The organism is Amycolatopsis plumensis (genome assembly GCF_042652605.1).
In the GTDB taxonomy this organism is placed as follows: Bacteria; Actinomycetota; Actinomycetes; order Mycobacteriales; family Pseudonocardiaceae; genus Amycolatopsis; species Amycolatopsis plumensis.
This window is the reverse complement of the sequence record NZ_JBHSJY010000001.1, coordinates 5753525-5778298: the sequence shown is the minus strand read 5'-3', so window position 1 is coordinate 5778298 and position 24774 is coordinate 5753525. Positions and strand designations below refer to the sequence as shown.

Sequence of the window (24774 nt, the reverse complement as noted above, 5' to 3'; positions counted from 1 at the left end):
CGCGTGACTGGGCGGGCATCTCGCGCGCTGGAGGGTCGGGGTGCGTACCTGGAGGGTCGGGTTGCGTAGGTGGAGGGTCGGGTCGGAAGGGGGGTTCCGGCGCGGTGGACGGGGGTGAGGTGGAGGGAAGCGTCCACCGGGCCGGAACTCGCGGGCGGGAGCGACTCCCGCCTTCTCCTCCTTCGCTGATCCGGCAGAGCCGGATCGGTGGGGTGAAGAATCCCGGCCCGGCGGACTAAGGGGGGTGAGGTGGAGGGAAGCGTCCACCGGACCGGGGCTCGGGGTGCGGGAGAAAACCTCCCGCGATCTTCGGGGTGAAGCAACCGGCCCGGCGGACTCAAGGGGGGTGAGGTGGAGGGAAGTGTCCGCCGGGCCGGGGATCGAGGGGCGGGTCAGTACCCGCCGGGGGATGTCGCCACTGCCTGCCGGACCGCGGGCCGTCGGGCCGGGTCCGCCTTGCAGCCGTTGGGTTCCAGTGCGTACCAGGTGCCGCCCGCGCCGTGGCCGCTCGCCTCTCCGGGCGCGCCGTCCTGGGCGTGGGTGTACACCGGCCAGCCGCCGACCGTCACCTGGCTGGTGCCGTCCGCTCGGCGGATGCGGCCGACCAGTCCGGCGTCGATCCCGTCGGCGACGGTGATGCGGCCGTCGGCCGGCAGCGGGGGCCACTTCCGCGCGCAGGCTGCGTCGCAAGTGGACTTTCCGGATCCCTTGCCGTCCTGGGTGAAGAGGTAGAGCGTGCGGCCGCCGGAGTCGGTGAGGACCGGGCCGAGGCCGTCGACGTCCGTGGTACCGAGGGTGGCCGGCTCGCTGCCCGCCTTCTCCCCCGTCGGCGTGATCGCCGCCCAGTCCGCGCCGGCTTCCCGGCCGAGCGCGACGCCCGGGCCGGTGTCCTTCGCGTACCGGTAGACCGGCCAGCCGCCGACCGTCACCTGCTTGCGGCCGTCGGGCCGGGTGACCAGGCCGACCCCGGCGCCGGGCACCGGGACGTCGGAGACCAGCGGCGGCCACGTCATCGCGCACGGACCGGCGCAGGTCGCCTTCGACGGCTTGGCCGCGTCCTTCGCGTAGCGGTAGAGCGTGTGCCCTTCGGCGTCGGCCAGCACCGTGCCCAGTCCGTCCACTGTGGACGAGATCAGCTGGACGCCGGAGCCGGCCGGAACCGCGCTCGCCGGCTGCTGCTGCGCCCCGAGCACCACCGGTCGGACGGCACCGGACGTGGCGTACGGGTTGGTCCCGCAGGCCGCGACCAGCGCGAGTCCGGCTAAGGCGATCGGTGCGGCGGCAGCCGGGCGAGCACGGTTCATCGGAAGTTCTCCTTCCCGCTGGCGAAGAGCGCTATTCGGCGCAGACCTTGCCGGAGTTGATGCAGTTGACCAGGCGGCCCATGATCTGCTTGTTCATCACGTTCGCGAAGTCGTCGTGGTCGGACTTCGGGTTGTGCTCCTCCTGGGCAAAGGCGTCCACTTTGTACTCCTTGTTCTGCTGGACGTCCTGCGGAACGTTGTACACCAGGGTGACCTCGAGCTGGGGCACGTTCTTGAACCCCTGCGGGCACTTGCCCTGCTTGTCGGCGAACACGATGTGGGTGCGGTGGTTCGCGCTGTCGGTGTTCTTGCCGTCCCAGCAGTTGGGGAACGCGTGGATGCGCTCGACCTTGCTGCCCTGCGGGCAGATCGGGTACTTGTCGGTCAGCCGGTCCTCGAACCCGGTGCAGGTCCAGCTCGGCCGCGCGTTGGCCGGGCCGTTGGTGCTCTGCTTGGCGTCACCGTAGAGGATCTTCAGGCCGAGCGGCATCGCGACGACGTTCTGCGCGCCGCCGCCGATGAACTTCAGCGTCGCGGACTCGGGCTCGATGATCTCGCCGTCGTTGTCGCCGACCTCTTCGTTCGCGCCCTGCGGGCCGCCGAGCTCTTCCTGCTGTCCCTGGTCCTTGTTCTGGTCCTTGTTCTGACCCTGCTGCTGGTTCTTGTTCTGCTGGTTCTGCTGGTTCTTGTTCTGGTCCTGCTGCTGGCCGTTCTGGTCCTGCTGCTGGTTGCGCTGGCGGCGCTGGCCGTCCTGCTGCTGACCGTCGTTCTGGTCGCCCTGCTGCTGCCGCGCGCTCCGGCCCGACTGACCGCCGCCCTGGCCGGCGCGCTGATCCTGCGCGTCCTTGGCGTCCTGGGCGCTCTTGTCCTCTTGGACGTCGCCGGTCTTGCCCTGCTGCTCCTGCTTGGCCTTCTGGTTCTTCTGCTGGTCCTGGGCCTTGTCTTCGCGGTCGACCCGGATGACGGGCCAGAAGTAGGCGGACTTGTCACCGTTCTTGCAGGTGGTCCCCCCGGCGAGCAGGCTCTTGAGGCTCGAGTCGGCGTCCGTCGTCACGTTGCCGACGTAGTCGTGCAGGTGCTGGGCGCCGTTCTTGATCCCGGGCTGGGCGATGAAGTTGTCCGGGTTGTGGTGCGCACCGTCCGCGTTCGTTCCACAGTCGACGGTGAAGGAACCCCGGGCGCCCTTCTTCTTCAAGGCCGCGTTGACGTTGCTGCCGGCGGGAACCTTGGTGATGTCGATGAAGAACGACGGGTCCGCGGGGTCCGCGCTGGCCTCGCCCGTGCGTCCCGCGGTGACCGCGACGGCGAGGCCGCCGACGGCGATCGCCAGGCCGATCGCGCCCATCGCGATCTTGGTTCGGCGGGCGACGCGGTGTTTGCCGGTCACGGGGGGCCGAGAATTCCGGGCCATAGACTAGTTCACCTCGTTCGTTTTTCCGGGCGCGCGCCAGCAGCGCGGCGGCCCGGGCAAGAACTACCGTTGATGGAGCTCGAGATCTCACGGAACCCGTCGGGGATGCTTGCGGTTCCGGCTGTCGGGATGCATCGGGGGATGCATTGGGGGATACGGACCCGAGTGCCCCGAGGTTCAAAAGCGATCGGCCCGTTATCTGTTCGTTATCTGCGAGCAAGCAACCAGTCGGCAAAAAGCCAGGTCACGAGGGTTCACCGAAAGAAAGAGGCTTAGCGCTGGATGACGACGAGAACGGTGCCGTCTTCGCCGCGGACCTCGAACCGGTTGATCTGGTCCATCGCCAGGGAGACCGAACCCTGCAGCCGCAACGGTTCGGGGGAGCCGGGGATGCCGAACCCCTTGGGCGGCACCGACCAGCTGGAGACGACCCGCTCGGCGCCGGTCGTCGGCACGGCGACCAGCTGGCACTTCACCGGCCCGACGATCCCGCGCAGCTCGAGCTCGACGCGGCTGCCCCACTCCACCGGCGAAACGGTGACCAGGGCACTGACGGCGGACCCGCCGCTGCCGCGGCCGTAGGTCTGGCCGCCGCCGGGCTGCCCCTGGGCGCCACCGGGCGGCGCGGTGGACGTCGCCGGCACGCTCGTGGCCGGCGGTGGCTGCTTGTTGCTCGGAGCGGCGAGCGAAGCGGGCGGGACGGCGTCGGCCGGCCGGACCGCGAGGGTCACCAGCGGGCCGGCGATCACGGCCGCCGCGGCCGCGGCCCCGGCGAGGATGCCGATCCGGCGACGGCGGCGGCGCTTGACGGCGGCCTCTTCCATGAGGCCGCGCAGCACCCGCGGGCCGGGCGACAGCGTGCGCGGGCTGGGCGCCGGCATCGGGGGCTCCGGCCAGCTGCGCTTCACCAGGTCGAGCACGTCCGGCAGCTGGTAGAGCTCGATCAGGTCGAGCTGGCAGTGCGGGCAGTTCATCAGGTGGGCTTCGAACTGCGAGTTCTCGGCCTCGCTGAGGACGCCGAGGACGTAGGCGGCGACGTCGGTGTGCGGTGATCCGGCCACGCTCAGTTCACCCCCGCTCGCGCAGAGCCCGGCGCAGCGCGCGCACGGCGTGGTGGATGCGGGACTTGACGGTGCCCGGGGGGACGCCGAGGGTGGCCGCGACCTCGTTCACCGTGCGATCGCGCAGGTAGGTCTGCTGGATGGCCTCCCGCTGCTCGGGCGAAAGACCCTGCAGCGCCTCGTAAACGATCATCGCGGCGAGCGTCCGGTCCGATTCGTCGGACACCGCGATCGCGTCGGACTCGATCTCCTCGAGCTCCTGGGGCCGGACGCTGCGGCTGCGCCAGCCGTCGATGACGGTCCGCCGGGCCACCGTGAACAACCAGGCACGCAGCATCTCGGGCTGGCGGTCGAGCTTGTCGGCGTTCCGCCACGCCTTGATCAGGGTCTCCTGCACGACGTCCTCGGCCCACTGCCGGTCGTGGCCGGTCAGCCGCAGCGCGAACGCCATGAGGGCCCCGCCGAACTCCTGGTAGAGCGCCTTCGCCAGATCGTCGGAACCGTCGCGGAGCTCGACGACGGCTTCTTGGTCCCCGACGGACCTCAGCGCTCGGGTGTGCCGTCCCACGCGGGACATCCTGGTGGGCCGGACGGCCCAAGTCCAGTACTTCAGGCTCGCGAACCGGCCCAAAACTTTTTTGAACCGTTTCCGGACCGTGTCCGTATCCCCTACCGAAGACCCCGACCAGGCGTTGTCCCCCGCAACGCTCCGCATCCACTCCGGACCGAATGTCCACTGTGGATCTTTCGCGCCCTTTTCCGTTGCACTACCGGCAACAGCGCGTAGTCATGCCCCACGGAGGAGCAGTGATCCGCATTCCCCGCCCGGTGGTCCCCGCCGCCGTGTGCCTCACCGCACTCGCCTTGCTCACTGCCTGTACCGCCGGTGCCGCCACCACCTCGGGTGGCGGGTACGCCGCCGGCGGTGCCGCCGGGATGCAGATGCCCGGCATGCAACAGCAGGGACAGGTCGTCCTGCCGATGCCGCAGGGCATCACCGCCGACCCGAACAACCCGGCGAAGAGCCAGCTCAGGGCCGCGAAGACGTTCGACCTCGGTCTCCTGCTCGTCGACGGCACCGGGTACACGATCTACCGGTACGACCGGGACACCCCCAAGCCCTCGCGGTCGAACTGCACCGGTGCCTGCGCGACCAAGTGGATCCCGGTCAAGGCCGGCGGCAACCTGGCCCCGATCGACGTCGACCAGTCGCTGATCGGCGAGATCACCCGCGACGACGGTTCCCAGCAGCTCACCCTCGCCGGGTGGCCCCTCTACCACTTCACCGGCGACGAGGAACCGGCCGACACCTCCGGCCAGGGCCTCGACCAGGCGTGGTACCCGATTGCGCCGGACGGCAAGAAGATCACGCTGACCCAGGACGAGTGGAGGCAAAATGCGTTCGGCGTCTGAGCTGGCCGGGTTCGACTGCGAACCCGCGTCGGTTCTCGAGCGTTCCCGCCCGCTGGTCCGGATCCTCTTCGTCGTGGCACTGGTGCTGGCACTGCTCGCGCCGGGCTCGGCCTCGCTCGCCCAGACCGGCGCCGTGAACTCGGTCTCCGACACCGACGCGGTGCTGCTGACCAAGGTCCGCCAGGCCGGTCTGTGGGAGATGCCGTCGGGCATGATGGCGATGGAGAAGGGCAGCCCGATCGTCCAGAAGGTCGGCTTCGCGATCATGATGGACCACGGCCGCCTCGACGTCGCGACCCGCGCGCTTTCGCAGAAGCTGAACTCGCCGGTCCCCGACCAGCCCTCCGAGGAGCAGCGCGGCTGGCTCGCCGAAGAGATGGCCGCCTCCCCCGGCCCGGAGTTCGACCGCGTCTTCGCCAACCGGCTGCGCGCCGCGCACGGCCAGGTGTTCGCCGTCCTCGCGCAGCTGCGGGCCGGTACCCGCAACGACGACGTGCGGGCCTTCGCGACCGTCGGCAACCAGGCCGTGATGCGGCACATGACGATGCTCGAAAGCACGGGGATGGTCGACTACACGGCGCTGCCGGCTCCGGTCGTCTCCACGACCGCCGCGCCCACCGGCATCCAGCTGGGCCTCGACACGTCCCAGATGGCCGTGGTGGGAGCGCTGTTCCTGCTGGTCGGCGGCGGTCTGTTCTACGTGCTGCGCCAGATCAAGAGCAACCGTGGCCGCGCCAGGACGTCCCGGCCGGCCGCTGCGAGAACCGGGGGTAGCCATGGTTGAGACCTGGCACGAAGCGACGATCTTCCTCACCCAGCAGTTCCAGCCGAAGACCGACCCGGCGGCCCGCGGCCTCGCCGCGTTCGCCGCCCGGACGTCCTACGCGGCGACGATGCTGACGCTCACCTGGGGCGTGCTCACCGCGACGGGCTGGATCCGCTCGGTCACCGGCCGGAAGGGCCTGCGCAGCACGCACATGGTGCTGGCCACCGCGACGATCATCTTCGGCTTGGTCCACGCGCTGGGCTTCACCTACCTGACGGTCCAGCCGTACAGCTTCGGCTACATGTTCATCCCGTTCGGCTCCGGCCAGGAGACGCGCCACATCGCGGGCATCGTCGGCTTCGAGGTCATGTTCGCCATCTTCCTGACCGCGGGCCTGCAGCGCTTCACCTCCTACCGGCGCTGGCTGTGGCTGCACCGCTGCGCGTACCCGGCGGTGGGCCTGATCGCGATCCACTCCTGGTTCGGCGCCATCGCCAACGGACACCTGTCGGTCACCTGGCTGGGCGGCATCACGCTGCTGGTCCCGGCTGTGACGGTGTCGATGCTGCGGTTCATGCCGGCCCGCACGCTCGAGCGCATCGGCCTCGTGGAAGAGCAGGTGGCCTGACATGCCCTTCCGTTTGCCCGGCGGCGGGCCCCGGATCAGCGTCGACAACGACCGGTGCGAGCTCTACGGCATCTGCGCCATGGAGGCCCCGGACGTGTTCGACCTCGGCCAGGACGGCCGGCTGCGCTTCCACACGCGACTGCTGGACGAAACCACTATCGAACAGGCGAAGATGGCCGCCCGCTGCTGCCCGATGCAGGCGGTCGTGATGAGAGGGGACCTCGATGGCTGACGGCGACCGGATCGTCATCGTCGGTGCGGGCGTCGCCGGGCTGCGCGCCGCGGAACGCCTGCGGGAACAGAAGTTCGACGGCGAGATCGTGCTGATCGGCGACGAGGCCCGGCGGCCCTACCACCGGCCGATGGTCTCCAAGGCGCTGGTGATGGGGACCGAACGGCCCAGCGACGTCGGCCTTTCGCACTACCTGCCCGACCTCGACGTGCACTGGCGGCTCGGCGCGCGGGTCACCCACCTGGACACCACCGAGCGGGTCGTGCACCTGCCCGGCGGCGAATCCCTCTGGTACGACGGCCTGATCGCCGCGACCGGCGTCTACCCGCGGCACCTGCCCGGGGCGCCGCGGCACGACCCGCGGGTGCGGATCCTGCGCACGGTCGAGGACTCGATGGCCGTGCGGCGCTGCCTCAACGCCAGCAAGAAGCCGGCCGTCGTGATCGGCGCCGGCCTGATCGGCAACGAGTTCGCCGCGAGCATGCGGCACATCGGCCGGGACGTCACCCTGATCGGGCACGCGAAGGCGCCGCTGCACCGCTTCGGCGACCGCGTCTCCAGCGGCATCGTCGAGGCACACCACGAGCACCGCGCGAACCTGGCCATGCGCAGCGAAGTCCGGCACTGGATCAGCACGAAGGACACCGTCGGGCTGCACCTGACGAACAACCAGCTGCTGGTGGCCAGCGTCGTCGTGCTCGCCATCGGCAGTGTCCCGTCGGTCGACTGGATGCGCGGCTCCGGCCTCGACATCAGCGACGGCGTCCTCTGCGACTCGAAGCTGTTCGCCGAGGGCGCCTCCGACGTCGTCATCGCCGGCGACATCGCGCGCTGGCCGAACCTGCGCTTCGACGAGACCCCGCGGCGGGTCGAGCACTGGATCAACGCCGTCGAGTCGGCCCGGCACGCGGCGGACAACCTGCTGATGGGCCACTCCAGCGCCATCCCGTTCACTCCGCTCCCCCGCGCGTGGTCGACGCTCTACGACACGCGCCTGCAGATGTGCGGGATGCCTTCGCTGGCCGAGGACACCGTGTCGCTGGCCGACGGCATCACCGGCTTCATCCGCGACGGGCGGCTCGTCGGCATCTCCGCGTGGGACAAGCCGCGGGCGATGCTCGACTGGATGGCCGAGCTCGACCGCCGGCTGCCCGCACCCGACTACGTGCCCGAGCCGGAGCCCGCGCCCGTCGCGGAGGTCCCCGAGGTCCCGACCGTCGAACCGTCGCTCGCCGCGCTGGCGGCCGACGTGCCGCCGGAGTTCGACAGCGGGTTCGACCACCAGGCCTTCGAGCGCGAGTTCGAAAGCGAGTTCGCCAACGACATCCCCACGACGGCGTTCCCCGCGCAGTCGCTGCCGGCCCCGCCGACCACGGCGTTCGCCGCGCAGCCGGGGGCGGCGCTGCCGACCATGGCCATCCCGATGGGGAGGTAGAGAAAGCCGGGACGGAACTGCGCGCGGCGGTCTCCGTCCCCTTGCCGGCCACCACACTCCCTCCGCGGCTGGGTGGTGTGGTGGCCGGCCCCAGCGTCCCCGTGCCTGCCTCGCGCTGTTGCCAAGCGAAGCGCCCGGCGGGCCAGGAGAGGGCCATCCCGAGGGAACCCGACGCCCCCGGGGTGGCCTTCTTCCGGCGCACCGGGCGGGGGCCCGGGGTCGAGGCGCCGCGGCGGGTCACTCCGCCGGGGCGCACGGGCCGTGGCGGTCGTTCCGGCGGAAGGGTATGCCGCCGGAAGGAACGCCACGGTCAAGCAGCACCGGTGCACGGCCGTCCCGGGAGCACGGGAACTCCCGGGACGGCCCCACCACCCGACCCTCCAGCTACGCAACCCGACCCTCCAGGCACGCAACCCGACCCCCGAGGTTCGCAAGTCGACCCTCTGATCACGCGTGATGCCCCTCTAATCACGTGTGATGCCCTCCCAATCACGCGAGATGCCCTTCCAATCACGTGTGATGCCTTCCCCGTCACGCGCGGCGCCGCGACCACCACGACTCCCCCACGACGAGCGCGCCGAGGACGAGCACCGCCACCCCGGTGACGCGCAGCCCGGCGTCCGCCCCCGAGACGAACGCCGTGACGACGTCGGCCGGGCGAGACGTCCGGGTCAGGGCTTCGGCCACGGTGTGCGCCCCGCGGGCGTCCGGCGGCAGCGCGGCGGCGAACCGCGCGGTGGACACCGTGCCGATCACGGCGACGCCGAGCGCGCTGCCGAACTCCCGGGTCGTGGCCTGCAGCCCGGTGCCGACCCCGGCCTGGGCCGGCGGCAGCGCACCCGCGATCACGCCCGACAGGGCCGGCAACGCCAGCGTCACCCCGATCCCGGCGACCACGAGCCATGCGGCATAGACGCCGTACGGCGTGTGGGCGTCGCTTGTGGACAATCCCAGCAGACCACCGCCGACGAACGCGAATGCGCAAGCGATGGTCGCGTCGAGCCCGATCCGCCCGGTCAGCCGGCCCACGTGCGGCCCGCCGAGGATGACCGGCACGGTCAGCGGGACGATCCCCAGCCCGGTCGCCAGCACGCCGAACCCCTTGGCGTACTGCAGGAACGACGCGTTGACGTAGAACAGCGCGAACATGCCGAAGAAGATCGCGGTGAGCCCGAGGCACGCGCTGCGCAGGCGCGGGTCCCGGAACAGCCGGGGGTCCAGCAGCGGGTGCGCGGACCGCAGCCCGGCGAACACCCAGGCCGTGAACAGCACGGCGGCCGTGGCGAAGCCGCCCACGACGACCACGCTGCCCCAGCCCGCCTCCGGGCCCTGGACGATCGCGAGCAGCAGCGCGACCGACGCGCCGGTCAGCAGCGTCGCGGACCCGGCGCCGAGCGGCCGGTCGTGGCGCGACGACACCGGCGCGTACCGGGCGGCCAGCACGCCCAGCCCCAGCGAGACCGCCGCGGCGGCGGTGAACAGCCAGCGCCACGAGCCGGCCGTCAGGACCAGGCCGCCGCCGACGTTGCCGGCGACGCCGCCGATGCCGGTCATCGACGCCCAGGTGGCGATCGTGCCCGCCCGGCGGCCGGCGGGCACGGCGTGCAGCAGGACGGCCAGCGAGTTGGGCAGCACCGCGGCCGCGCCGACCCCGGTGAGCGCCCGGCCCGCGAGCAGCACGGCGACGTCCGGTGCCAGAGCCGACAGCAGCGTGCCCGCGGCGAACAGCCCGAGGCCGGTCAGCAGGACGCCCTTGCGGCCGAACCGGTCGCCGGCGGCACCGGCGGGGATCACCAGGCAGGCGAACACGATCACGTAGGTGTCGACGATCCAGACCAGCGCCGGCGCGGACGGGTGCAGCCCGCTCGCGGCGAGCGGCGGGACCGCGAGGTTGATCGCGGCGACCATCCCGACGACGAGCACCACAGCGGCGCACATGAGCGTGAGCAGCCCACGGTGGGACACCGGGGCGCGCAGGGAAAGGGAAGTGGACATGAACCCGACGCTAGGGACGATCGACCACTGCGCGCGACGCAACTTCGACAAGAGTGCTTTGCGTATGCTGCAACTGTGTCCGAGCAGCTCGACCTGAACCTCCTGCGCGTGTTCGACGCGCTCCTGCGGGACGGGAGCGTGACGGCGGCGGCCGAGCGCCTCCACCTGTCCATCCCGGCGACCAGCCGGGCGCTGGGCCGGCTGCGGCGGGCGATGGGCGACCCGATCCTGGTCCGCGCCGGCCGCGGGCTGGCGCCGACGCCGTTCGCGCTGCACACCGCGCCCCGGGTCCGCTCGCTGTTGGAGGAAGCGGCGTCGCTGGTCAACACCGAGTTTTCGCTCGCCGCCCTCGACCGGACGTTCACGATCCGCATCAACGACGGCGTGGCCGCGACGCTGGCGACGGCGGCGGCCGAAGCCACGGCGGCCGCCGCTCCGGGCGTCACCCTGCGGTTCGTGGCCGAAGGCAGCGAGAGCGCCGAGGCCCTCCGCGACGGTTCGATCGACCTGGACATCGGCGTGGGCACGCACCCGGCGCCCGACATCCGCAGCACGGTGCTGTACCGCGAACGCCTGGTGGCCGCGGTGCGCGCGGACAGCCCGCTGGGACGACACCGGCGGCCGACCCTGGCGCAGCTGTGCCACCACCCGCACGTCTCGGCCTCCCGCCGCGGTCTCGCCCGCGGGCCGCTGGACGACGTGCTTGCCGCGGCCGGCCTGCACCGGCACGTCGCCGCGGTCGTGCCGACGGCCGCGGTGGCCGCCCTGGTGATCGCGTCGAGCCCGTACGTGGGACTGCTGCCGCAGCGCCTCGCCGAGCAGTACGCGGGCGCGCTCGGCCTGCGCTGGTTCCCGGTCCCGGCGGACCTGCCGGAGCTCGACGTGCGCTTGTCCTGGCACGCCCGCCTGGACGCGGACCCGGCCCAGCAATGGCTCCGCACCACCCTGCGCGACGCCCTCCCCTGACCTGTCCCCGAGCACGCGAGATCCGCCCCTGACCACGCGAGATCCGCTCCTGATCACGCGAAACGCGGATTCGGACACGCGAGAGGCCGTGCGCGTGGCAGGATTCAGGGGTGACCAGCTCGGCCGCCACGGCGCAGTACCTGCGTGACCTCGCGTTGCTGCGGCGCGTGCGGGACCGGATCGACCGGGAGTACGCGCAGCCGCTGGACGTCGAGGCGCTGGCCCGTGGCGTGAACATGTCCGCCGGGCACCTCAGCCGGCAGTTTCGGCGAGCCTACGGAGAGTCACCGTATTCGTACCTCATGACGCGGCGGATCGAGCGGGCGATGGCCCTGCTGCGGAAGGGCGAGCTGAGCGTCACCGAGGTGTGCTTCACCGTCGGCTTCTCGTCGCTGGGCACCTTCAGCACCCGGTTCGCCGAGCTGGTCGGGATGCCTCCGAGCGTGTACCGCGAGCAGCAGGCCGAGGCCACCGTCGGGATGCCGCCGTGCGTCGCCAAACAGGTCACCAGACCGATCAGGAATCGAGAAGCGCGGCCCTCGGCGGCCACCTAGGGTGACCACCATGGACGTCACCATTCACTCGAGCTTCCTCCCCCACACCGATCCGGAAGCCTCGCTCGCCTTCTACCGCGACCTCCTCGGCTTCGAGGTCCGCCAGAACGTCAAGTACGGCGACATGCAGTGGATCACCGTCGGCCCGCCGAACCAGCCGGACACCGCGATCGTGCTGACGCCGGTGGCCGCGACGCCCGGCCTGACCGACGACGAGCGCCGCATGATCAACGAGATGATGGCCAAGGGCACCTACGCCGGGGTCAACCTCGCCACCAAGGACCTCGACGCCCTGTTCGCGAAGCTCGAGGCCGGCAACGCCGAAGTCGTCCAGGAGCCGGTCGAGCAGCCCTACGGCATCCGCGACTGCTCGTTCCGCGACCCGGCAGGCAACCTCCTGCGCATCCAGGAGCTGCGCTGACCACGACCGCCCCCGCGCACGGCTACCGCGAGGTGCTGCGCGACCGGCGGATCGCCGGGCTCCTGCTGGGGGACCTCCTGGCCAACGTCGGCACCGGCATGCTCCTGGTGGCCATGCCCGTGCAGACGCTCTCCCTGCACGGCAGCGTCCCGAAGGCCATCGCCATCGGGCTCGTCGAGGCCGCGCCGTTCGTCCTGTCCACCGTGCTGGCCCTGGCCGTCGGCCTCGGCCGGGTGCGGGTGCCGCCGCGCACGCTGCTCGTCGCCGACTGCGTGCTGCGGTCGGCCACCTTCGCCGCCCTCGGCGTCCTGGCCGTCACCGGCCTGCTCACCCTGCCGGTGCTGGTCGCGGGGCTCCTCTTCGGCGCGACGTTCCGGCTGGCCGGCTCGAGCAGCCGCCGCCTGCTGGCGACGTCCGCCGCCGGAGAGGCCGGCCGGTTCTCGGTCAACGGCCTGCTGGGCCTCAACACGACGTTCGCCCTCTACATCGCCGGGCCGGTGCTGGGCGGGGTCGTCGTGGCGACCGCCGGTGCGGGTTTCGCGCTCTTCGTCGACGCCGCCGGAGCGCTGATCCTGCTGGCCTGCGTTCCCCGCGAGGCCGGGGACCGGGACGCGCTGCGCGAGGAAGGCACCCCCGAGTCGGGCTGGCGGATCCTGCGCCGCCGTCCGGTCGCCGCGCGGCTGCTGGTGGTCGAGTTCTTCTTCAACTTCCTGTACATGCCGGTCGAAGTCGCGCTCCCGCTGTATGTGAGCGGGACGCTGCACGCCGGCGCGTCCGGGCTGGGGGTGCTGTGGGGTGCGCTCGGGGTCGGCGCGTTCCTCGGCGCCGCCCTCGTCAGCCGGCTGCGGAACCTGCCGCAGCGGCCGCTGCTGGTCGCGATCATCGGCCTGTGGGCGCTGTGCCCGATCGCGCTCGCCGTCACCGGCGACCTCACCGTGGCCCTGCTCGTCTTCGGCCTGGGCGGCCTGGTGTACGCGCCGTTCACCCCGGTCGCGTACAGCTTCCTGCAGTCCGGGCTCGCGCCCGGGGAGCAGCAGCAGATCGTCACGCTCTGGACGACCGGCGCCACCGTGGCCGCCCCGCTCGGGCTCGCCCTGGGCGGCCCGCTGATCGAACTGGCCGGCAGCACGGGCGGGCTCGTGCTGTCCGGCGTGCTGACGCTCCTGCTGCTCCCGATCGCGGCCCGGGCGGTGCTCGGGCGCATTCCCGAAGGGATTTCCCCGTGTGCCTCAGCCTGAAAGCCGCCGCGCACCATCACTTGCGTGAATTGGTGGTGTTGCGCCGCGTCCGCGACCGCATCGACCGTGAATGCGCGGCTCCCCTCGACGTCGAAACGCTCGCGGGAACAGCGGGCCTGCCCGTCGCGCAATTCGTTCGCCGTTTCCGCGACGCCTACGGCCTTTCCCCGCACGAATACCGGCAAGCCGCCGAAGCCCGGACCGGAAACTGGAGTACCCGATGAGCAAGCACGCCGCCGACAGCCACGACCTCATCCGCGTCCACGGCGCGCGCGTGAACAACCTCAAGGACATCAGCGTCGAGCTGCCGAAGCGGCGGCTGACGGTGTTCACCGGGGTCTCCGGGTCGGGCAAGAGCTCGCTGGTGTTCAGCACGATCGCCGCCGAGTCGCAGCGGCTGATCAACGAGACCTACAGCACCTTCGTGCAGGGGTTCATGCCGACGCTGGCCCGCCCCGACGTCGACGTGCTCGACGGCATCACCACCGCGATCATCGTCGACCAGGAGCGGATGGGCGCCAACCCGCACTCCACCGTCGGCACCGCCACCGACGCGAACGCGATGCTGCGCATCCTCTTCAGCAGGCTCGGGACGCCGCACATCGGCTCCCCGCAGGCGTTCTCGTTCAACGTCGCCTCGATCAGCGGCGCCGGCGCGGTCACCATCGAAAAGGGTGGCCGGCAGATCAAGGAGCGGCGCAGCTTCAGCATCACCGGCGGCATGTGCCCGCGCTGCGAGGGCCGCGGCAAGGTCAACGACATCGACCTCACCGCGCTGTTCGACGAGAACAAGTCCCTCAACGAAGGCGCGATCACCATCCCGGGCTACAGCATGGAGGGCTGGTACGGCCGCATCTTCCGCGGCTCCGGCTTCTTCGACCCGGACAAGCCGATCAAGAAGTACACCAAGAAGCAGTTCAACGACCTGGTCTACAAGGAACCGACGAAGATCAAGGTCGAGGGCATCAACCTGACCTACTCGGGGCTGGTCCCGGCGATCCAGAAGTCCTTCCTGTCCAAGGACGTCGACGCGATGCAGCCGCACATCCGCGCGTTCGTCGAGCGGGCGGTGACCTTCCAGACCTGCCCGGACTGCGACGGCACGCGGCTGTCGGAGGAGGCGCGGTCGTCGAAGATCGACGGCATCAGCATCGCCGACGCGTGCGCGATGCAGATCAGCGACCTCGCCGCGTGGGTGGGAAAGCTGTCCGAGCCGTCGGTCGCGCCGCTGCTGGACGCGCTGAAGCACACGCTCGACTCGTTCGTCGAGATCGGGCTCGGCTACCTCTCGCTGGACCGTCCATCCGGGACGCTTTCCGGCGGGGAAGCCCAGCGCACCAAGATGATCCGCCACCTCGGGTCGTCGCTGACCGACGTCACCTACGTCTTCGACGAGCCGACGATCGGCCTGCACCCGCACGACATCCGGCGCATGAACGACCTGCTGCTGCAGCTGCGCGACAAGGGCAATACGGTGCTGGTCGTCGAGCACAAGCCGGAGGCGATCGCGATCGCCGACCACGTCGTCGACCTCGGCCCGCGCGCCGGCACCGAAGGCGGCGAGATCGTCTTCGAGGGCACTGTGGACGGTCTGCGGAAGAGCAAGACGCTGACCGGGCGGCACCTGGACGACCGCGCGTCGCTGAAGCCGTCGGTGCGCACGCCGTCGAGCTTCCTGGAGGTGCGCGGGGCCTCGACGCACAACCTGCAGGACGTCGACGTCGACATCCCGCTCGGCGTGCTGGTCGTGGTGACCGGGGTGGCGGGCTCGGGCAAGAGCTCGCTGATCCACGGCTCGGTGTCCGGCGGCGAAGGGGTGGTGACGGTCGACCAGACCGGGATCCGCGGCTCGCGCCGCAGCAACCCGGCGACCTACACGGGCCTGCTGGAGCCGATCCGCAAGGCGTTCGCCAAGGCCAACGGCGTCAAGCCGGCGTTGTTCAGCGCGAACTCCGAAGGCGCCTGCCCGAACTGCAACGGCGCCGGCGTGGTCTACACGGACCTGGGGATCATGGCGGGCACCGCGACGCCGTGCGAGGTGTGCGAGGGCAAGCGGTTCAACGCCGACGTCCTGGAGTACACCTTCGGCGGCCGCGACATCAGCGAGGTGCTCGGGATGTCGGTGTCTTCGGCGCTGGAGTTCTTCGCTTCCGGCGACGCGGCGCTGCCCGCGGCGCACAAGATCCTCACGCACCTGTCCGACGTCGGCCTCGGCTACCTGACGCTGGGGCAGCCCCTGACGACGCTTTCGGGGGGTGAGCGGCAGCGGATCAAGCTGGCGACGCACATGGCGGAGCAGGGCGGGGTGTACGTCCTGGACGAGCCGACGGCCGGCCTGCACCTGGCGGACGTCGAGCAGCTGCTGGGCCTGCTGGACCGCCTGGTGGACGCGGGCAAGTCGGTGATCGTCATCGAGCACCACCAGGCGGTGATGGCCCACGCGGACTGGATCATCGACCTCGGACCGGGCGCGGGTCACGACGGCGGCCGGATCGTGTTCGAGGGAACCCCGGCACAGCTGGTGAAGGCGCGGAAGAAGACGTTGACCGGGAAGCACCTCGCGGAGTACGTGGGCTGACCGGACCGCAGTGAATGACTCATTCCTGGCGTCCGATGCCAGGAATGAGTCATTCACTGCATCGGGCGGGCCCCCATACCAGCGTGGGCGGTAGGGCTGGCCCCCGGAAAGTCCTTCGAGCGCACCGCATTCCGGCACGGCCCCCCACCGCGAAGACTCGGGTGGGTGACCACCACCGAGAACAGCGTCGGGAGCGACTTCGCCCGGCTGAGCCACCGCATCTCCGCCGCCGGCCTGATGAACCGCCGTCCCGGCTACTACACCGCACGGATCGCCGTCGTCACCGGGTTGTTCGCCGCCGGGTGGGTGGCCTTCGCGCTGCTGGGGAACTCCTGGTGGCAGCTCGCCGTCGCGGCCTTCATGGCCGTGATGTTCGGGCAGATCGCCCTGCTCTCCCACGATCTCGCGCACAAGCAGGTGTTCCGGCGCAGGCGGCCCACCGAGGTCGCCGGGATGGTCGCCGGGAACCTCGGCATCGGGATGAGCTACGGCTGGTGGATGGACAAGCACACCCGTCACCACGCCAACCCGAACCACGAGGAGCTCGACCCCGACGTCGACCCGGACATCCTCGTCTGGTCGAAGGACCAGGCCCGCGCCAGCCGCGGCGTCCCCCGGTTCATCGGGCGGTACCAGGCCTTCCTGTTCTTCCCGCTGCTCACCCTCGAAGGCCTGAACCTGCACTGGTCCGGCATCCGCGCGGTCCGCAAGCCGGGGCTGCGCCACCGGACGGCCGAAGCCGCGTTGCTCGCCGGGCACTTCGTCCTCTACTTCACCGCGCTGTTCACGGTGCTCAGCCCGGGCATGGCGCTGCTGTTCTTCGCCGTCCACCAGGGACTGTGGGATGTCTACATGGGATCGATCTTCGCGCCCAACCACAAGGGCATGCCGACGCTGACCGGGCGCACCGAGCTCGACTTCCTCCGCAAGCAGGTCCTCACGTCCCGCAACGTCCGCGGCGGCGTGGTCACCGACGTCGCTCTCGGCGGCCTCAACTACCAGATCGAGCACCACCTGTTCCCGAGCATGCCGTCGCCGCACCTGCGGCGGGCGCAGCCGATCGTCCAGGCCTACTGCGCCGAGCTGGGCCTTCCCTACCTGCAGACGAGCCTGGTCGAGTCCTACCGGCAGGCCCTCACCCACCTGCATGAAGCTGGGGCCCCTCTCAGGAAGCGTTCGTAGACTCGGGGCATGAGGAAGACGATCGCGGCCATCCGGGACCTGCCCGCGGCGTTCGGCGCGAAGGCCACCGGCGCCCGGGCCGAGCGGGTCCGCTCGTCGCCGCAGTTCGACGGCAAGGTGTTCCGCAACGCGGCGCCGCGGCACCCGATGACCGCGGCCTCGATGCGCACGATCTTCCGCGAGATGTTCTTCGGCGAGCACCGTGAGCTGCGCAAACCGGCCGGCGCGGTGCCGCTGGTCGCGGGGGCGCCGGTCGAATCGGCGGACGGCCTGCACCTGACCTGGTACGGCCACGCCTCGGCGCTGGTCGAGCTCGACGGCGCCCGCGTGCTGCTCGACCCGGTGTGGAGCGACCGGGTCTCCCCCGCCACGTTCGCCGGCCCGCGGCGGCTGCACGAGCCGCCGGTGCCGCTGTCCGGGCTCGGCCGGATCGACGCCGTGGTGATCTCGCACGACCATTACGACCACCTGGACCTGGCGACGGTCCGCGCGCTCGTCGGCTCCTCCGACGCCCCCTTCCTGGTGCCCCTCGGCGTCGGCGCGCACCTGGAACGCTGGCACGTCCCGGCCGCCCGGATCATCGAGCTCGACTGGAACGAAGAGGCGACGGTGGCGGGCGTCCGCTTCGTGGCGACGCCGGCCCAGCACTTCTCCGGCCGCGGCATCACGAACGACGACACACTGTGGACGTCGTGGGCGCTGCTGGGCCCGGCACACCGGGTGTTCTACAGCGGCGACACGGGGTACTTCGACGGTTTCGCGGCCATCGGCGCCGAGCACGGCCCGTTCGACGCGGCCCTGATCCAGATCGGCGCGTACGCCCCGCAGTGGCCGGACATCCACATGACCCCGGAGGAAGGCGTCGCGGCAGGCCTCGACGTCCGGGCGAAGCTGCTGGTCCCGGTGCACTGGGCGACGTTCCAGCTGGCGATGCACCCGTGGGGCGAGCCGGCCGACCGCGTGTGGAGCGAGGCGAAGGAGGCCGACCTCCCGCTGGCGATCCCCCGCCCGGGCGAGCGCATCGACGCAGCCGAGCCGCCACCGGTGGACGGCTGGTGGCAGTCGCTGTGACTGGCGAGCACGAGCGGTACGCGCGTTCACTGCTCGAGTTCGCGAACGTTTCCGACGACGGCGAGCCGGACCTGGTCCGCACGGTGCTCACCGACCCAGACCGGGTGATGGCGGAGTCGGCGATCGTGCGCCACCTCGACCTGCGTGCGGCAGCCCTGCTGACCGGCCCCGGCTTCCCGGCATGGGCGGCCCGGATGGGCGCGCTGGTGGCGGACCACCGCTTCCCGGCCCGGCGGCTGAGGGAGTGGGTGCTGCTGCGCGCGACGAGGGCTGGCTGGAGGGCGAGCTGACGAGCGCGTCCGACTGGCTGCAGCGGCGGGCGTGCGCCGAGCCCGCGGCTCCGGCCGCGCTCGCCGTGCTGGCCGAGCAGGGCCGCACCCGCCGGGTGCGGGCAGCGGCCCTTCGAGCCCGGGAGGGCGTGTGAAGCTGAAGCTGGACCTGCACGACATCTACAACCGGAGCGGGGAGATCGACCGCGCGCTACGCGCGATCATCGACGAAGCCGTCGCCAAGAAGGCGCCGCTGGTCGAGATCATCCCCGGCAAGGGCTCGGGGCAGCTGAAGAAGCACGTCCTGCGGTTCCTCGAGCGCAAGGACGTCAAGGCGCTCTACCACCGGGTCGAGAAGGACAAGGACAACTTCGGCAGGGTGTTCGTGCACTTCCGCTGGAAGTGACTCAGAACCGGCTGTCGTGGCGGGCCTGGGCCCACGCCCGGTCCCACGCCGCCGCGTGGAAGCGGGTCAGGACGAACCGGGCGATGCCGTACAACCCCGCCAGGGCGCCGGTGATCGCTACCCACAGCAGGATCGCCGCGAACACGCCGTCCGCCGCCGAGGTCGCGGCCGACAGCGGCTCGCCGGCCAGCTCGCCGCGCTGGTCCAGCCAGACCGGCACGCGGGTGCCCGCCGGGCTGCCCGGATCGGTGAGGACGTCGCCGGTGTGGCGGGCGCCGCGCGTGTCGAACCAGGCCGCCGGGACCGTCGTCTGGGCGGCCGGCGCGCCGGCGCCGTCGGTGCTGTACGGCTGGCCGGACGCCGCCGCGAGGGAAACCGCCGTTGCCGGGTGGCGCGTGGTGCGCTCCTGGGCCGCGCGGGCGTTCTGCGCCGCGTACGTCTCCGAACCGAACGCCGCCGCGAACGGGATCGCGAGGAACGCGCCGACGACGGCCAAGAGCAGGAGGAGGGCTTCGACGCGGTCGCCTGCCCGGGCCACGGGGTTGCGGCCGGGACGCAGCCGCCGCCCGAACCGGGCGATTCGTCCGCTGGGCCCGCGCATGCGCGACTCACTCCTCCCGGGAAGGTGTCTTCTCGGTAACAGTGTGCGCGCCGGGCTCGGCTTTCTCTTGTGAATGGGACGCGGCCCACCTGTGAAACCGTGCACAACCACCCGGTGGAGCGAGCGCGGTTACAGCCAGTCGTCCGGACGCGGCCAGGGCAGCATGGCCGCGAGCGCGTCGCGGGCCGGCTCGGTGACCGCGTACCGGCCGCGGTGGAACAGCAGCGGGCGGGCGTCCGACGGCGCGCCCAGTGCCGTCACGCGGCCGATCACGACGTAGTGGTCACCCGCTTCGTGCACGGCTTCGAGGGCGCAGTCGATCCAAGTCAGCGCGCCGTCGAGCAGGGGCGCGCCGGACGGCGCGGGGGTCCAGCCGAACCGGGCGAACTTGTCCTCGCCGCGGGCGCCGAACACCGCGCTGACCTCCTGCTGGTCCTCGGCCAGCACGTTGACCGCGAACCGCCCCGCCGCCGCCAGCACCGGCCAGGTCCGCGACGTGCGAGCCGGGCAGAACAGCACCAGCGGCGGGTCGAGCGACAGCGCCGCGAACGACTGGCAGGCGAACCCGGCGAGCGTGTCGCCGTCACGGCCGGTGACGACCGTGACGCCCGTGCAGAAGTGCCCGAGCACGCTGCGGAACTCGGTCTGGTCGACCGCCACGGAGGTCATGCGCCCGGGGGCCGCGCGCCGACCGAGAAGTCGTGGCCCCACAGCGACACCGCGGTGCTCTCGCGGGCGATCCAATTGTCGTCGTCGACCTGACGGCCTTCGCAGCCGAATTCGACGTCGAAGCCGCCCGGGGTCTTCATGTAGAACGACAGCATCAGGTCGTTGACGTGCCGGCCGAGCGTGGCCGACATCGGCACCTTCCGCCGGATCGCGCGGTCGAGGCAGAGGCCGACGTCGTCGGTGTTCTCCACCTCGACCATCAGGTGCACGATCCCGGACGGCGTCGGCATCGGCAGGAACGCCAGGCTGTGGTGGCGCGGGTTGCAGCCGAAGAACCGCAGCCACGCGGGCGGGCCGTCGGCGTGCCTGCCGACCAGCTGCGGCGGCAGGCGCATCGAATCGCGCAGCCGGAAGCCGAGGACGTCCCGGTAGAACCGCAGCGACGCCTCATCGTCCTTTGTGGACAAGACGACGTGGCCGAGGCCCTGCTCGCCGGTGACGAACTTGTGGCCGTACGGGCTCACCACCCGCCGGTGCTGCAGCGCGACGCCGTGGAACACCTCCTGGGTGTTGCCGGACGGGTCGTCGAAGCTGATCAGCTCGTCGACGCGCCGGTCGGCCAGCTCGTCGGGCGTGCCTTCCTTGTACGGCACCGAAGCGGCGTCCAGCCGCGACCGCAGCTCGGCCAGCTCCGCCGCGTGCGCAACCTCCCAGCCGGTGACCGCGAGGCGATCCGCGGAGCCCGGCGAGATCACCAGGCGCGCCGGGAAGTCGTCCATGCGCAGGTAGAGCGCGTCCGGGTCGGTGCCGCTGCCTTCCACCATGCCGAGCACCTTGAGGCCGTACTCGCGCCAGGCCGCCATGTCGGTGGCTTCGATGCGGAGGTAGCCCAGTGACCGGATGCCCATCAGGAACTCCCGAGGAAGTCGAGGGCCAGCCGGTTGAACTCGTCGAACTTCTCCAGCTGGGCCCAGTGCCCGCAGCCGCCGAACACGTGCAGCTGCGCGCGCGGAATCGTCTTGAGTGCCACCAGCGCGCCGTCCAGCGGGTTGACGCGGTCCTCGCGTCCCCAGACCAAGAGTACGCGCTGGCGCAGGCGGTGGGCCTCACGCCAGAGCAGGCCCTCTTCATAGGTGTCCGGCTGCGCGAACGACATCCCCATCGCCCGCATCGCGGCCAGGGACTCGGGCGTGTTCGCGGCGGCGAAGCGTTCGTCGATCAGCTCGTCGGTGATCAGCGCCTGGTCGTGGACCATGATGCGCAGGAACGCTTCCATGCGCTCACGAGAAGGCTTCGCGGCGAACCGGCCGAGGTTCTTGACACCCTCGGTCGGGTCGGGCGCGAACAGGTTGACGCTCAGCCCGCCCGGCCCCATCAGCACCAGCCGCCCGGCGCGCTTGCCGTGGTTCAGCGCGAACCGCACCGCCGCACCCCCGCCGAGGGAGTTGCCGACGAAGTGGGCGCGCTCGATGCCGAGCGTGTCCATCAGCCCGGCGACGGCGTCCGCGCTGTGCCGGAAGTACTGCGGGTGCTCGGTCGGCTTGTCCGACCGCCCGAACCCGGGCTGGTCGACGGCGATCGTCCGGTAGTGCTTGGCGAACTCCGGCAGGTTGCGCCCGAAGTTGCTCCACGCCGACGCGCCGGGCCCGCCGCCGTGCAGCAGGATCACCGTCTCGGCGTGCTCCGCACCGGCTTCGTGGTAGTGCAGCTTGAGCGACCCGGCCTGGACGTACTTTCCCTCAGGAGCCATCAGTACATCGCGTTCTCGACGGGGAGCCCGAAGGCGCCGGTGCCATACATGACGTACGCGCGCTCGGCGTCGTTGGCCGCGTGGACGCGGCCCGCGTGCGCGTCGCGCCAGAAGCGCTGGATCGGCGTGCCGCGCTGGATCGCGCGGCCGCCGGAGTTTTCGAAGAGCCGGTCGATCGCGGCGATCGCGCGCTCGGTGCCGCGCACCTGGTCGCGCCGGACGCGCAGCCGCAGGTCGCTCGGCAGCCGCTCCTCGCGCTTGGCCAGCTCGTACAGCTCCTCGATGTTGCGGGTCAGCTGCAGCCAGGCGGCGTCGATTTCGCTGGCCGCCTCGGCGATCCGCACTTTGGCGAACGGGTCCTCTTTGGACTGTTCGCCCGCGTACGCGGCCCGGACGCGCTTGCGCTGGTGCTCGACGTGCGCGTCGTAGGCACCCTGGGCCATGCCGATGATCGGCGCGGTGATCGTGGTCGGGTGCACCGAGCCGTATGGGAGCCGGTACAGCGGCCCCGGGTTGACGGCCTGGCCCGGCACCTTGCACTTCGACGTCGCGATGAAGCTCAGCGCCCGGTGCTGCGGCACGAAGACGTCCTCGACGACGATGTCGTTCGAGCCGGTGCCGCGCAGGCCGATCGTGTCCCAGACGTCCACGATCGTGTAGTCGGCGATCGGCAGCAGGTAGGTGCAGAAGTCGACCGGCTTGCCGTCTTTGAACGCGGGTCCCCCGAGCAGCACCCACGTGCAGTGGTCGGACCCGGACGAGAAGCTCCACCGGCCCGAGAGGCGGTAGCCGCCCTCGACGACCTCGGCCTTGCCCATCGGCGCGTACGACGACGAGATCCGCACGTCCTGGTCATCGCCCCAGACCTCCTGCTGCGCCTGCGCGTCGAACAGGGCCACGTGCCACGGGTGGACGCCGAGGATGGAGGCGACCCAGCCGGTGGACCCGCACGCGCTCGCGATCAGCTTGACCGCGGTGTAGAAGCTCACCGGGTCGGCTTCGAAGCCCCCGTGGAGCTTCGGCTGCAGCAGCTTGAAGAACCCGGTCTCCTGCAGGGCCTTGACGGACTCCTCGGGGACGCGGCGCGCGTCCTCGGTGTCCTGGGCCCGTTCCCGCAGGACCGGCAGGAGGTCCCGGACCCCGGCGATCACCTGCTCGCTCATGCGCGTTCCTCTCTCGTTTCGCTCACCTGAGAGACTAGAACACGTTCTCGTTTTTGTCGAGAACGCCCTGCGCCAGGGCGCTGTTGATCCCCGCTCTGCGGCCGGAAAACACGCAGTCGGCCAGGGACAGGCCGCTCACGTAGGACCTGGAACAGATTCCCACGGCGGTGCGGCCGGCGGCGTACAGCCCGGGGATCGGCGCACCCGCCGTGCTCCGCACCGCGCCGGTGTCCTCGTCGACGACCAGGCCGCCGAGGGTCAGCATCGGCGTGGGGTACCCGAGGTTGGGCCGCACCGAGATGTCGATCAGCGAGTACGGCGGGTTGTCCAGCCGCCGCACGAACTCGGTCGGCTTGCCCACCGGATCCCGGTCGCCGTGGTAGGCCTCGACGCTCGCGCGCAGCCCCTGCGGGTCGACGCCGGCCTTGCGCGCCACCTCTTCGACCGTCTGCCCCACGACCCGGCCCCGGCGCAGCAGGTACCGCAGCTGGAGCCACTGGAACCACTGGCTCTGCCGGCGGCCGTCCCGGCGCGCCTCGGCCACGATCGGCGCGTCGACCAGCAGCCAGCCCTTGCTCCCGTGGTCCTCGATGAGCTTTTCGCCGACCGCGGCGCCGTAGCGGGATTCGTCGATGACCCGCCGGCCCGCGGCGTCGACGATGATCCCGCCGAGGAACGCGCTCGGCGGGGTGACGAACCGCCACGCGGAGATCCGGTCCAGCTCCCCGGTCGCCCCGCCGGCCTCGACCCCCATCCGGATGCCCGACCCGTTGTCGGCGGACGTGCCGAGCGCGAGCCCGCCGCGGTAGGCCGGGGCGTGCTCGCGCACCATCTCGCGGTCGGCGATGAAGCCACCGGCGGCGAGCACGATCCCGCGCCGGGCGGAAATCCGCAGCTCACGGCCGTGCGCCCGCTCGAAGCGCTCGACCCGGCGGTGGAGCGACTTGCGCAGCGACGGCACGTAGATCCCGGGTTTCGCCGCGTACTGCGCGAGGCGCTGGTGCCGCGCCCGCACCGACGCGGGCGCGTCGCTCAGGGTGTCGGCGACGAGCCCGGTGACGCGGCCCGCGCCGTCGCGGATCAGGCTTCGGGCGGTCGTCTGGGTCAGCACCCGGATCCCGCGGGCGCGCACGGCCGCCTTGAGCCGCGCCATCAGCATCTTCCCCGAGGTCCCGGGCCCCTTGACGCGGTGGCCGCGGGGCGCCGGTTTCGCCGCGTCGCGGAACCCGCCGGCGGCCTCGCTGCCGGAGTAGTAGAGGTAGTACCGGTCGCTCGGGTACGACGTCTTGTAGGGGCAGAGGCTGCCTTCGAACGGCACGCCGTTGCCCTCCAGCCAGGTGATCATCTCGCGGCTGCCCTCGCAGAACCGCCGCAGCGTCCGCGCCGAGACGACGTCCCCGGTTTCCAGCCGCAGGTAGGCGTACATCGCGTCGACGGAATCGTCGACACCCGCGTCGAGCTGCTGGCTGGTGCCGCCACCGGCGTAGACGACGCCACCGCTGACCGCGCTGGCCCCTCCGCCGGCGAAGCGCTCGACGATGACGACGTCGGCGCCCGCGTCGGCCGCTTCGAGGGCGGCACAGGCGCCGGCCGCCCCGAATCCCACGATGACCACGTCCGCGACGAGTGCGTCCATGGTGGCTACCCTAGAACTGAAACAC

27 protein-coding genes are annotated in these 24774 nt (G+C 71.4%); 16 read left to right on the top strand and 11 right to left on the bottom strand.

The window, feature by feature from the left end:
• Positions 1 to 392: 392 nt before the first annotated feature.
• From ACFPLC_RS28290 to ACFPLC_RS28275, 4 genes are all read right to left on the bottom strand, one after another.
• Positions 393 to 1304, bottom strand: a complete 912-nt coding sequence (locus ACFPLC_RS28290) for an SCO0930 family lipoprotein (protein ID WP_378192972.1) — start codon at positions 1302 to 1304, stop codon at positions 393 to 395.
• Positions 1305 to 1335: 31 nt separating this feature from the next.
• A complete protein-coding gene (locus ACFPLC_RS28285; RefSeq protein WP_378192970.1) occupies positions 1336 to 2715 on the bottom strand; it encodes a DUF1996 domain-containing protein in 1380 nt (459 codons plus the stop codon).
• 272 nt (positions 2716 to 2987) lie between these two features.
• On the bottom strand, positions 2988 to 3776 hold the full coding sequence (locus ACFPLC_RS28280) for a zf-HC2 domain-containing protein (protein WP_378235956.1): 789 nt from the start codon (positions 3774 to 3776) through the stop codon (positions 2988 to 2990).
• Between the two features lie 7 nt (positions 3777 to 3783).
• Positions 3784 to 4344, bottom strand: coding sequence for a sigma-70 family RNA polymerase sigma factor (locus ACFPLC_RS28275; protein ID WP_378192966.1), 561 nt, complete (start codon positions 4342 to 4344; stop codon positions 3784 to 3786).
• 239 nt (positions 4345 to 4583) lie between these two features.
• On the opposite strand from ACFPLC_RS28275, the gene ACFPLC_RS28270 reads away from it, so the two are divergent.
• The 5 genes from ACFPLC_RS28270 to ACFPLC_RS28250 are packed head-to-tail and all read left to right on the top strand — an operon-like array spanning position 4584 to position 8250.
• The gene (locus ACFPLC_RS28270; protein ID WP_378192964.1) at positions 4584 to 5189 is read left to right on the top strand and encodes a hypothetical protein; all 606 of its coding nucleotides are present in this window, start codon (positions 4584 to 4586) and stop codon (positions 5187 to 5189) included.
• Positions 5173 to 5973, top strand: a complete 801-nt coding sequence (locus ACFPLC_RS28265; protein WP_191315774.1) for a DUF4142 domain-containing protein — start codon at positions 5173 to 5175, stop codon at positions 5971 to 5973. Before ACFPLC_RS28270 ends, ACFPLC_RS28265 begins: the two co-directional genes overlap by 17 nt.
• Positions 5966 to 6583 (top strand): ferric reductase-like transmembrane domain-containing protein, encoded by a 618-nt coding sequence (locus ACFPLC_RS28260; RefSeq protein WP_378192962.1) that lies wholly within the window; start codon positions 5966 to 5968, stop codon positions 6581 to 6583. Before ACFPLC_RS28265 ends, ACFPLC_RS28260 begins: the two co-directional genes overlap by 8 nt.
• 1 nt (position 6584) lies before the next feature.
• Positions 6585 to 6815, top strand: a complete 231-nt coding sequence (locus tag ACFPLC_RS28255) for a ferredoxin (protein WP_013224408.1) — start codon at positions 6585 to 6587, stop codon at positions 6813 to 6815.
• Positions 6808 to 8250 carry an NAD(P)/FAD-dependent oxidoreductase gene (locus tag ACFPLC_RS28250; RefSeq protein ID WP_191315776.1) on the top strand — a complete coding sequence of 481 codons (1443 nt, stop codon included), beginning with the start codon at positions 6808 to 6810 and terminating at the stop codon, positions 8248 to 8250. Before ACFPLC_RS28255 ends, ACFPLC_RS28250 begins: the two co-directional genes overlap by 8 nt.
• A gap of 531 nt (positions 8251 to 8781) precedes the next feature.
• Here the strand turns inward: ACFPLC_RS28250 and ACFPLC_RS28245 are convergent.
• Positions 8782 to 10188 carry an MFS transporter gene (locus tag ACFPLC_RS28245; RefSeq protein WP_378193164.1) on the bottom strand — a complete coding sequence of 469 codons (1407 nt, stop codon included), beginning with the start codon at positions 10186 to 10188 and terminating at the stop codon, positions 8782 to 8784.
• Positions 10189 to 10320: 132 nt separating this feature from the next.
• Between ACFPLC_RS28245 and ACFPLC_RS28240 the strand changes: the two genes are divergently transcribed.
• The 11 genes from ACFPLC_RS28240 to ACFPLC_RS28190 all read left to right on the top strand — a co-directional run bounded on the left by ACFPLC_RS28240 (position 10321) and on the right by ACFPLC_RS28190 (position 18930).
• Positions 10321 to 11211, top strand: coding sequence for a LysR family transcriptional regulator (locus ACFPLC_RS28240; protein ID WP_378192959.1), 891 nt, complete (start codon positions 10321 to 10323; stop codon positions 11209 to 11211).
• 110 nt (positions 11212 to 11321) lie between these two features.
• Complete coding sequence (locus ACFPLC_RS28235) at positions 11322 to 11765, top strand: helix-turn-helix transcriptional regulator (protein WP_086844191.1); 444 nt, start codon at positions 11322 to 11324, stop codon at positions 11763 to 11765.
• Between the two features lie 10 nt (positions 11766 to 11775).
• On the top strand, positions 11776 to 12186 hold the full coding sequence (locus tag ACFPLC_RS28230) for a VOC family protein (RefSeq protein WP_191315778.1): 411 nt from the start codon (positions 11776 to 11778) through the stop codon (positions 12184 to 12186).
• A 32-nt stretch (positions 12187 to 12218) separates the two neighbouring features.
• The gene (locus ACFPLC_RS28225; protein WP_378192956.1) at positions 12219 to 13424 is read left to right on the top strand and encodes an MFS transporter; all 1206 of its coding nucleotides are present in this window, start codon (positions 12219 to 12221) and stop codon (positions 13422 to 13424) included.
• A complete protein-coding gene (locus ACFPLC_RS28220) occupies positions 13409 to 13648 on the top strand; it encodes an AraC family transcriptional regulator (RefSeq protein WP_378192954.1) in 240 nt (79 codons plus the stop codon). Before ACFPLC_RS28225 ends, ACFPLC_RS28220 begins: the two co-directional genes overlap by 16 nt.
• Positions 13645 to 16002, top strand: coding sequence for an ATP-binding cassette domain-containing protein (locus tag ACFPLC_RS28215; RefSeq protein WP_378192952.1), 2358 nt, complete (start codon positions 13645 to 13647; stop codon positions 16000 to 16002). Before ACFPLC_RS28220 ends, ACFPLC_RS28215 begins: the two co-directional genes overlap by 4 nt.
• Positions 16003 to 16167: 165 nt before the next feature.
• On the top strand, positions 16168 to 17184 hold the full coding sequence (locus ACFPLC_RS28210) for a fatty acid desaturase family protein (RefSeq protein WP_378192951.1): 1017 nt from the start codon (positions 16168 to 16170) through the stop codon (positions 17182 to 17184).
• Positions 17185 to 17193: 9 nt separating this feature from the next.
• On the top strand, positions 17194 to 18255 hold the full coding sequence (locus tag ACFPLC_RS28205) for an MBL fold metallo-hydrolase (RefSeq protein ID WP_378192949.1): 1062 nt from the start codon (positions 17194 to 17196) through the stop codon (positions 18253 to 18255).
• Complete coding sequence (locus ACFPLC_RS28200; RefSeq protein WP_378192947.1) at positions 18240 to 18545, top strand: hypothetical protein; 306 nt, start codon at positions 18240 to 18242, stop codon at positions 18543 to 18545. The genes ACFPLC_RS28205 and ACFPLC_RS28200 overlap by 16 nt, the downstream gene beginning before the upstream one ends.
• Positions 18500 to 18679: a hypothetical protein gene (locus ACFPLC_RS28195; protein ID WP_378192945.1), complete on the top strand. Its 180-nt coding sequence runs from the start codon at positions 18500 to 18502 to the stop codon at positions 18677 to 18679. Before ACFPLC_RS28200 ends, ACFPLC_RS28195 begins: the two co-directional genes overlap by 46 nt.
• Positions 18676 to 18930 carry a Smr/MutS family protein gene (locus ACFPLC_RS28190; RefSeq protein ID WP_378192943.1) on the top strand — a complete coding sequence of 85 codons (255 nt, stop codon included), beginning with the start codon at positions 18676 to 18678 and terminating at the stop codon, positions 18928 to 18930. The genes ACFPLC_RS28195 and ACFPLC_RS28190 overlap by 4 nt, the downstream gene beginning before the upstream one ends.
• 1 nt (position 18931) lies before the next feature.
• Here the strand turns inward: ACFPLC_RS28190 and ACFPLC_RS28185 are convergent, their stop codons facing one another.
• From ACFPLC_RS28185 to ACFPLC_RS28160, 6 genes are all read right to left on the bottom strand, one after another.
• Positions 18932 to 19531 carry an Rv1733c family protein gene (locus ACFPLC_RS28185; RefSeq protein ID WP_378192941.1) on the bottom strand — a complete coding sequence of 200 codons (600 nt, stop codon included), beginning with the start codon at positions 19529 to 19531 and terminating at the stop codon, positions 18932 to 18934.
• Positions 19532 to 19660: 129 nt separating this feature from the next.
• Positions 19661 to 20200, bottom strand: a complete 540-nt coding sequence (hsaB, locus tag ACFPLC_RS28180; protein WP_191315785.1) for a 3-hydroxy-9,10-secoandrosta-1,3,5(10)-triene-9,17-dione monooxygenase reductase subunit — start codon at positions 20198 to 20200, stop codon at positions 19661 to 19663.
• The gene (hsaC, locus tag ACFPLC_RS28175; RefSeq protein WP_378192939.1) at positions 20197 to 21108 is read right to left on the bottom strand and encodes an iron-dependent extradiol dioxygenase HsaC; all 912 of its coding nucleotides are present in this window, start codon (positions 21106 to 21108) and stop codon (positions 20197 to 20199) included. Before hsaC ends, hsaB begins: the two co-directional genes overlap by 4 nt.
• A complete protein-coding gene (gene hsaD, locus ACFPLC_RS28170) occupies positions 21108 to 21950 on the bottom strand; it encodes a 4,5:9,10-diseco-3-hydroxy-5,9,17-trioxoandrosta-1(10),2-diene-4-oate hydrolase (protein WP_378192938.1) in 843 nt (280 codons plus the stop codon). The genes hsaC and hsaD overlap by 1 nt, the downstream gene beginning before the upstream one ends.
• Complete coding sequence (gene hsaA, locus ACFPLC_RS28165; RefSeq protein ID WP_378192936.1) at positions 21950 to 23113, bottom strand: 3-hydroxy-9,10-secoandrosta-1,3,5(10)-triene-9,17-dione monooxygenase oxygenase subunit; 1164 nt, start codon at positions 23111 to 23113, stop codon at positions 21950 to 21952. Before hsaA ends, hsaD begins: the two co-directional genes overlap by 1 nt.
• Before the next feature lie 34 nt (positions 23114 to 23147).
• On the bottom strand, positions 23148 to 24749 hold the full coding sequence (locus tag ACFPLC_RS28160) for an FAD-binding protein (RefSeq protein ID WP_378192934.1): 1602 nt from the start codon (positions 24747 to 24749) through the stop codon (positions 23148 to 23150).
• Positions 24750 to 24774 lie beyond the last annotated feature (25 nt).

What these genes read in the sequence shown, in the direction of transcription:
- ACFPLC_RS28290 (WP_378192972.1), bottom strand. Translation starts at nt 1,304, where the DNA reads ATGAACCGTGCTCGCCCGGCTGCCGCCGCACCGATCGCCTTAGCCGGA.
- ACFPLC_RS28285 (WP_378192970.1), bottom strand. Translation starts at nt 2,715, where the DNA reads ATGGCCCGGAATTCTCGGCCCCCCGTGACCGGCAAACACCGCGTCGCC.
- ACFPLC_RS28265 (WP_191315774.1), top strand. Translation starts at nt 5,173, where the DNA reads ATGCGTTCGGCGTCTGAGCTGGCCGGGTTCGACTGCGAACCCGCGTCG.
- ACFPLC_RS28260 (WP_378192962.1), top strand. Translation starts at nt 5,966, where the DNA reads ATGGTTGAGACCTGGCACGAAGCGACGATCTTCCTCACCCAGCAGTTC.
- ACFPLC_RS28255 (WP_013224408.1), top strand. Translation starts at nt 6,585, where the DNA reads ATGCCCTTCCGTTTGCCCGGCGGCGGGCCCCGGATCAGCGTCGACAAC.
- ACFPLC_RS28250 (WP_191315776.1), top strand. Translation starts at nt 6,808, where the DNA reads ATGGCTGACGGCGACCGGATCGTCATCGTCGGTGCGGGCGTCGCCGGG.
- ACFPLC_RS28245 (WP_378193164.1), bottom strand. Translation starts at nt 10,188, where the DNA reads ATGTGCGCCGCTGTGGTGCTCGTCGTCGGGATGGTCGCCGCGATCAAC.
- ACFPLC_RS28230 (WP_191315778.1), top strand. Translation starts at nt 11,776, where the DNA reads ATGGACGTCACCATTCACTCGAGCTTCCTCCCCCACACCGATCCGGAA.
- ACFPLC_RS28215 (WP_378192952.1), top strand. Translation starts at nt 13,645, where the DNA reads ATGAGCAAGCACGCCGCCGACAGCCACGACCTCATCCGCGTCCACGGC.
- ACFPLC_RS28205 (WP_378192949.1), top strand. Translation starts at nt 17,194, where the DNA reads ATGAGGAAGACGATCGCGGCCATCCGGGACCTGCCCGCGGCGTTCGGC.
- ACFPLC_RS28185 (WP_378192941.1), bottom strand. Translation starts at nt 19,531, where the DNA reads ATGCGCGGGCCCAGCGGACGAATCGCCCGGTTCGGGCGGCGGCTGCGT.
- hsaB (WP_191315785.1), bottom strand. Translation starts at nt 20,200, where the DNA reads ATGACCTCCGTGGCGGTCGACCAGACCGAGTTCCGCAGCGTGCTCGGG.
- hsaC (WP_378192939.1), bottom strand. Translation starts at nt 21,108, where the DNA reads ATGGGCATCCGGTCACTGGGCTACCTCCGCATCGAAGCCACCGACATG.
- hsaD (WP_378192938.1), bottom strand. Translation starts at nt 21,950, where the DNA reads ATGGCTCCTGAGGGAAAGTACGTCCAGGCCGGGTCGCTCAAGCTGCAC.
- hsaA (WP_378192936.1), bottom strand. Translation starts at nt 23,113, where the DNA reads ATGAGCGAGCAGGTGATCGCCGGGGTCCGGGACCTCCTGCCGGTCCTG.
- ACFPLC_RS28160 (WP_378192934.1), bottom strand. Translation starts at nt 24,749, where the DNA reads ATGGACGCACTCGTCGCGGACGTGGTCATCGTGGGATTCGGGGCGGCC.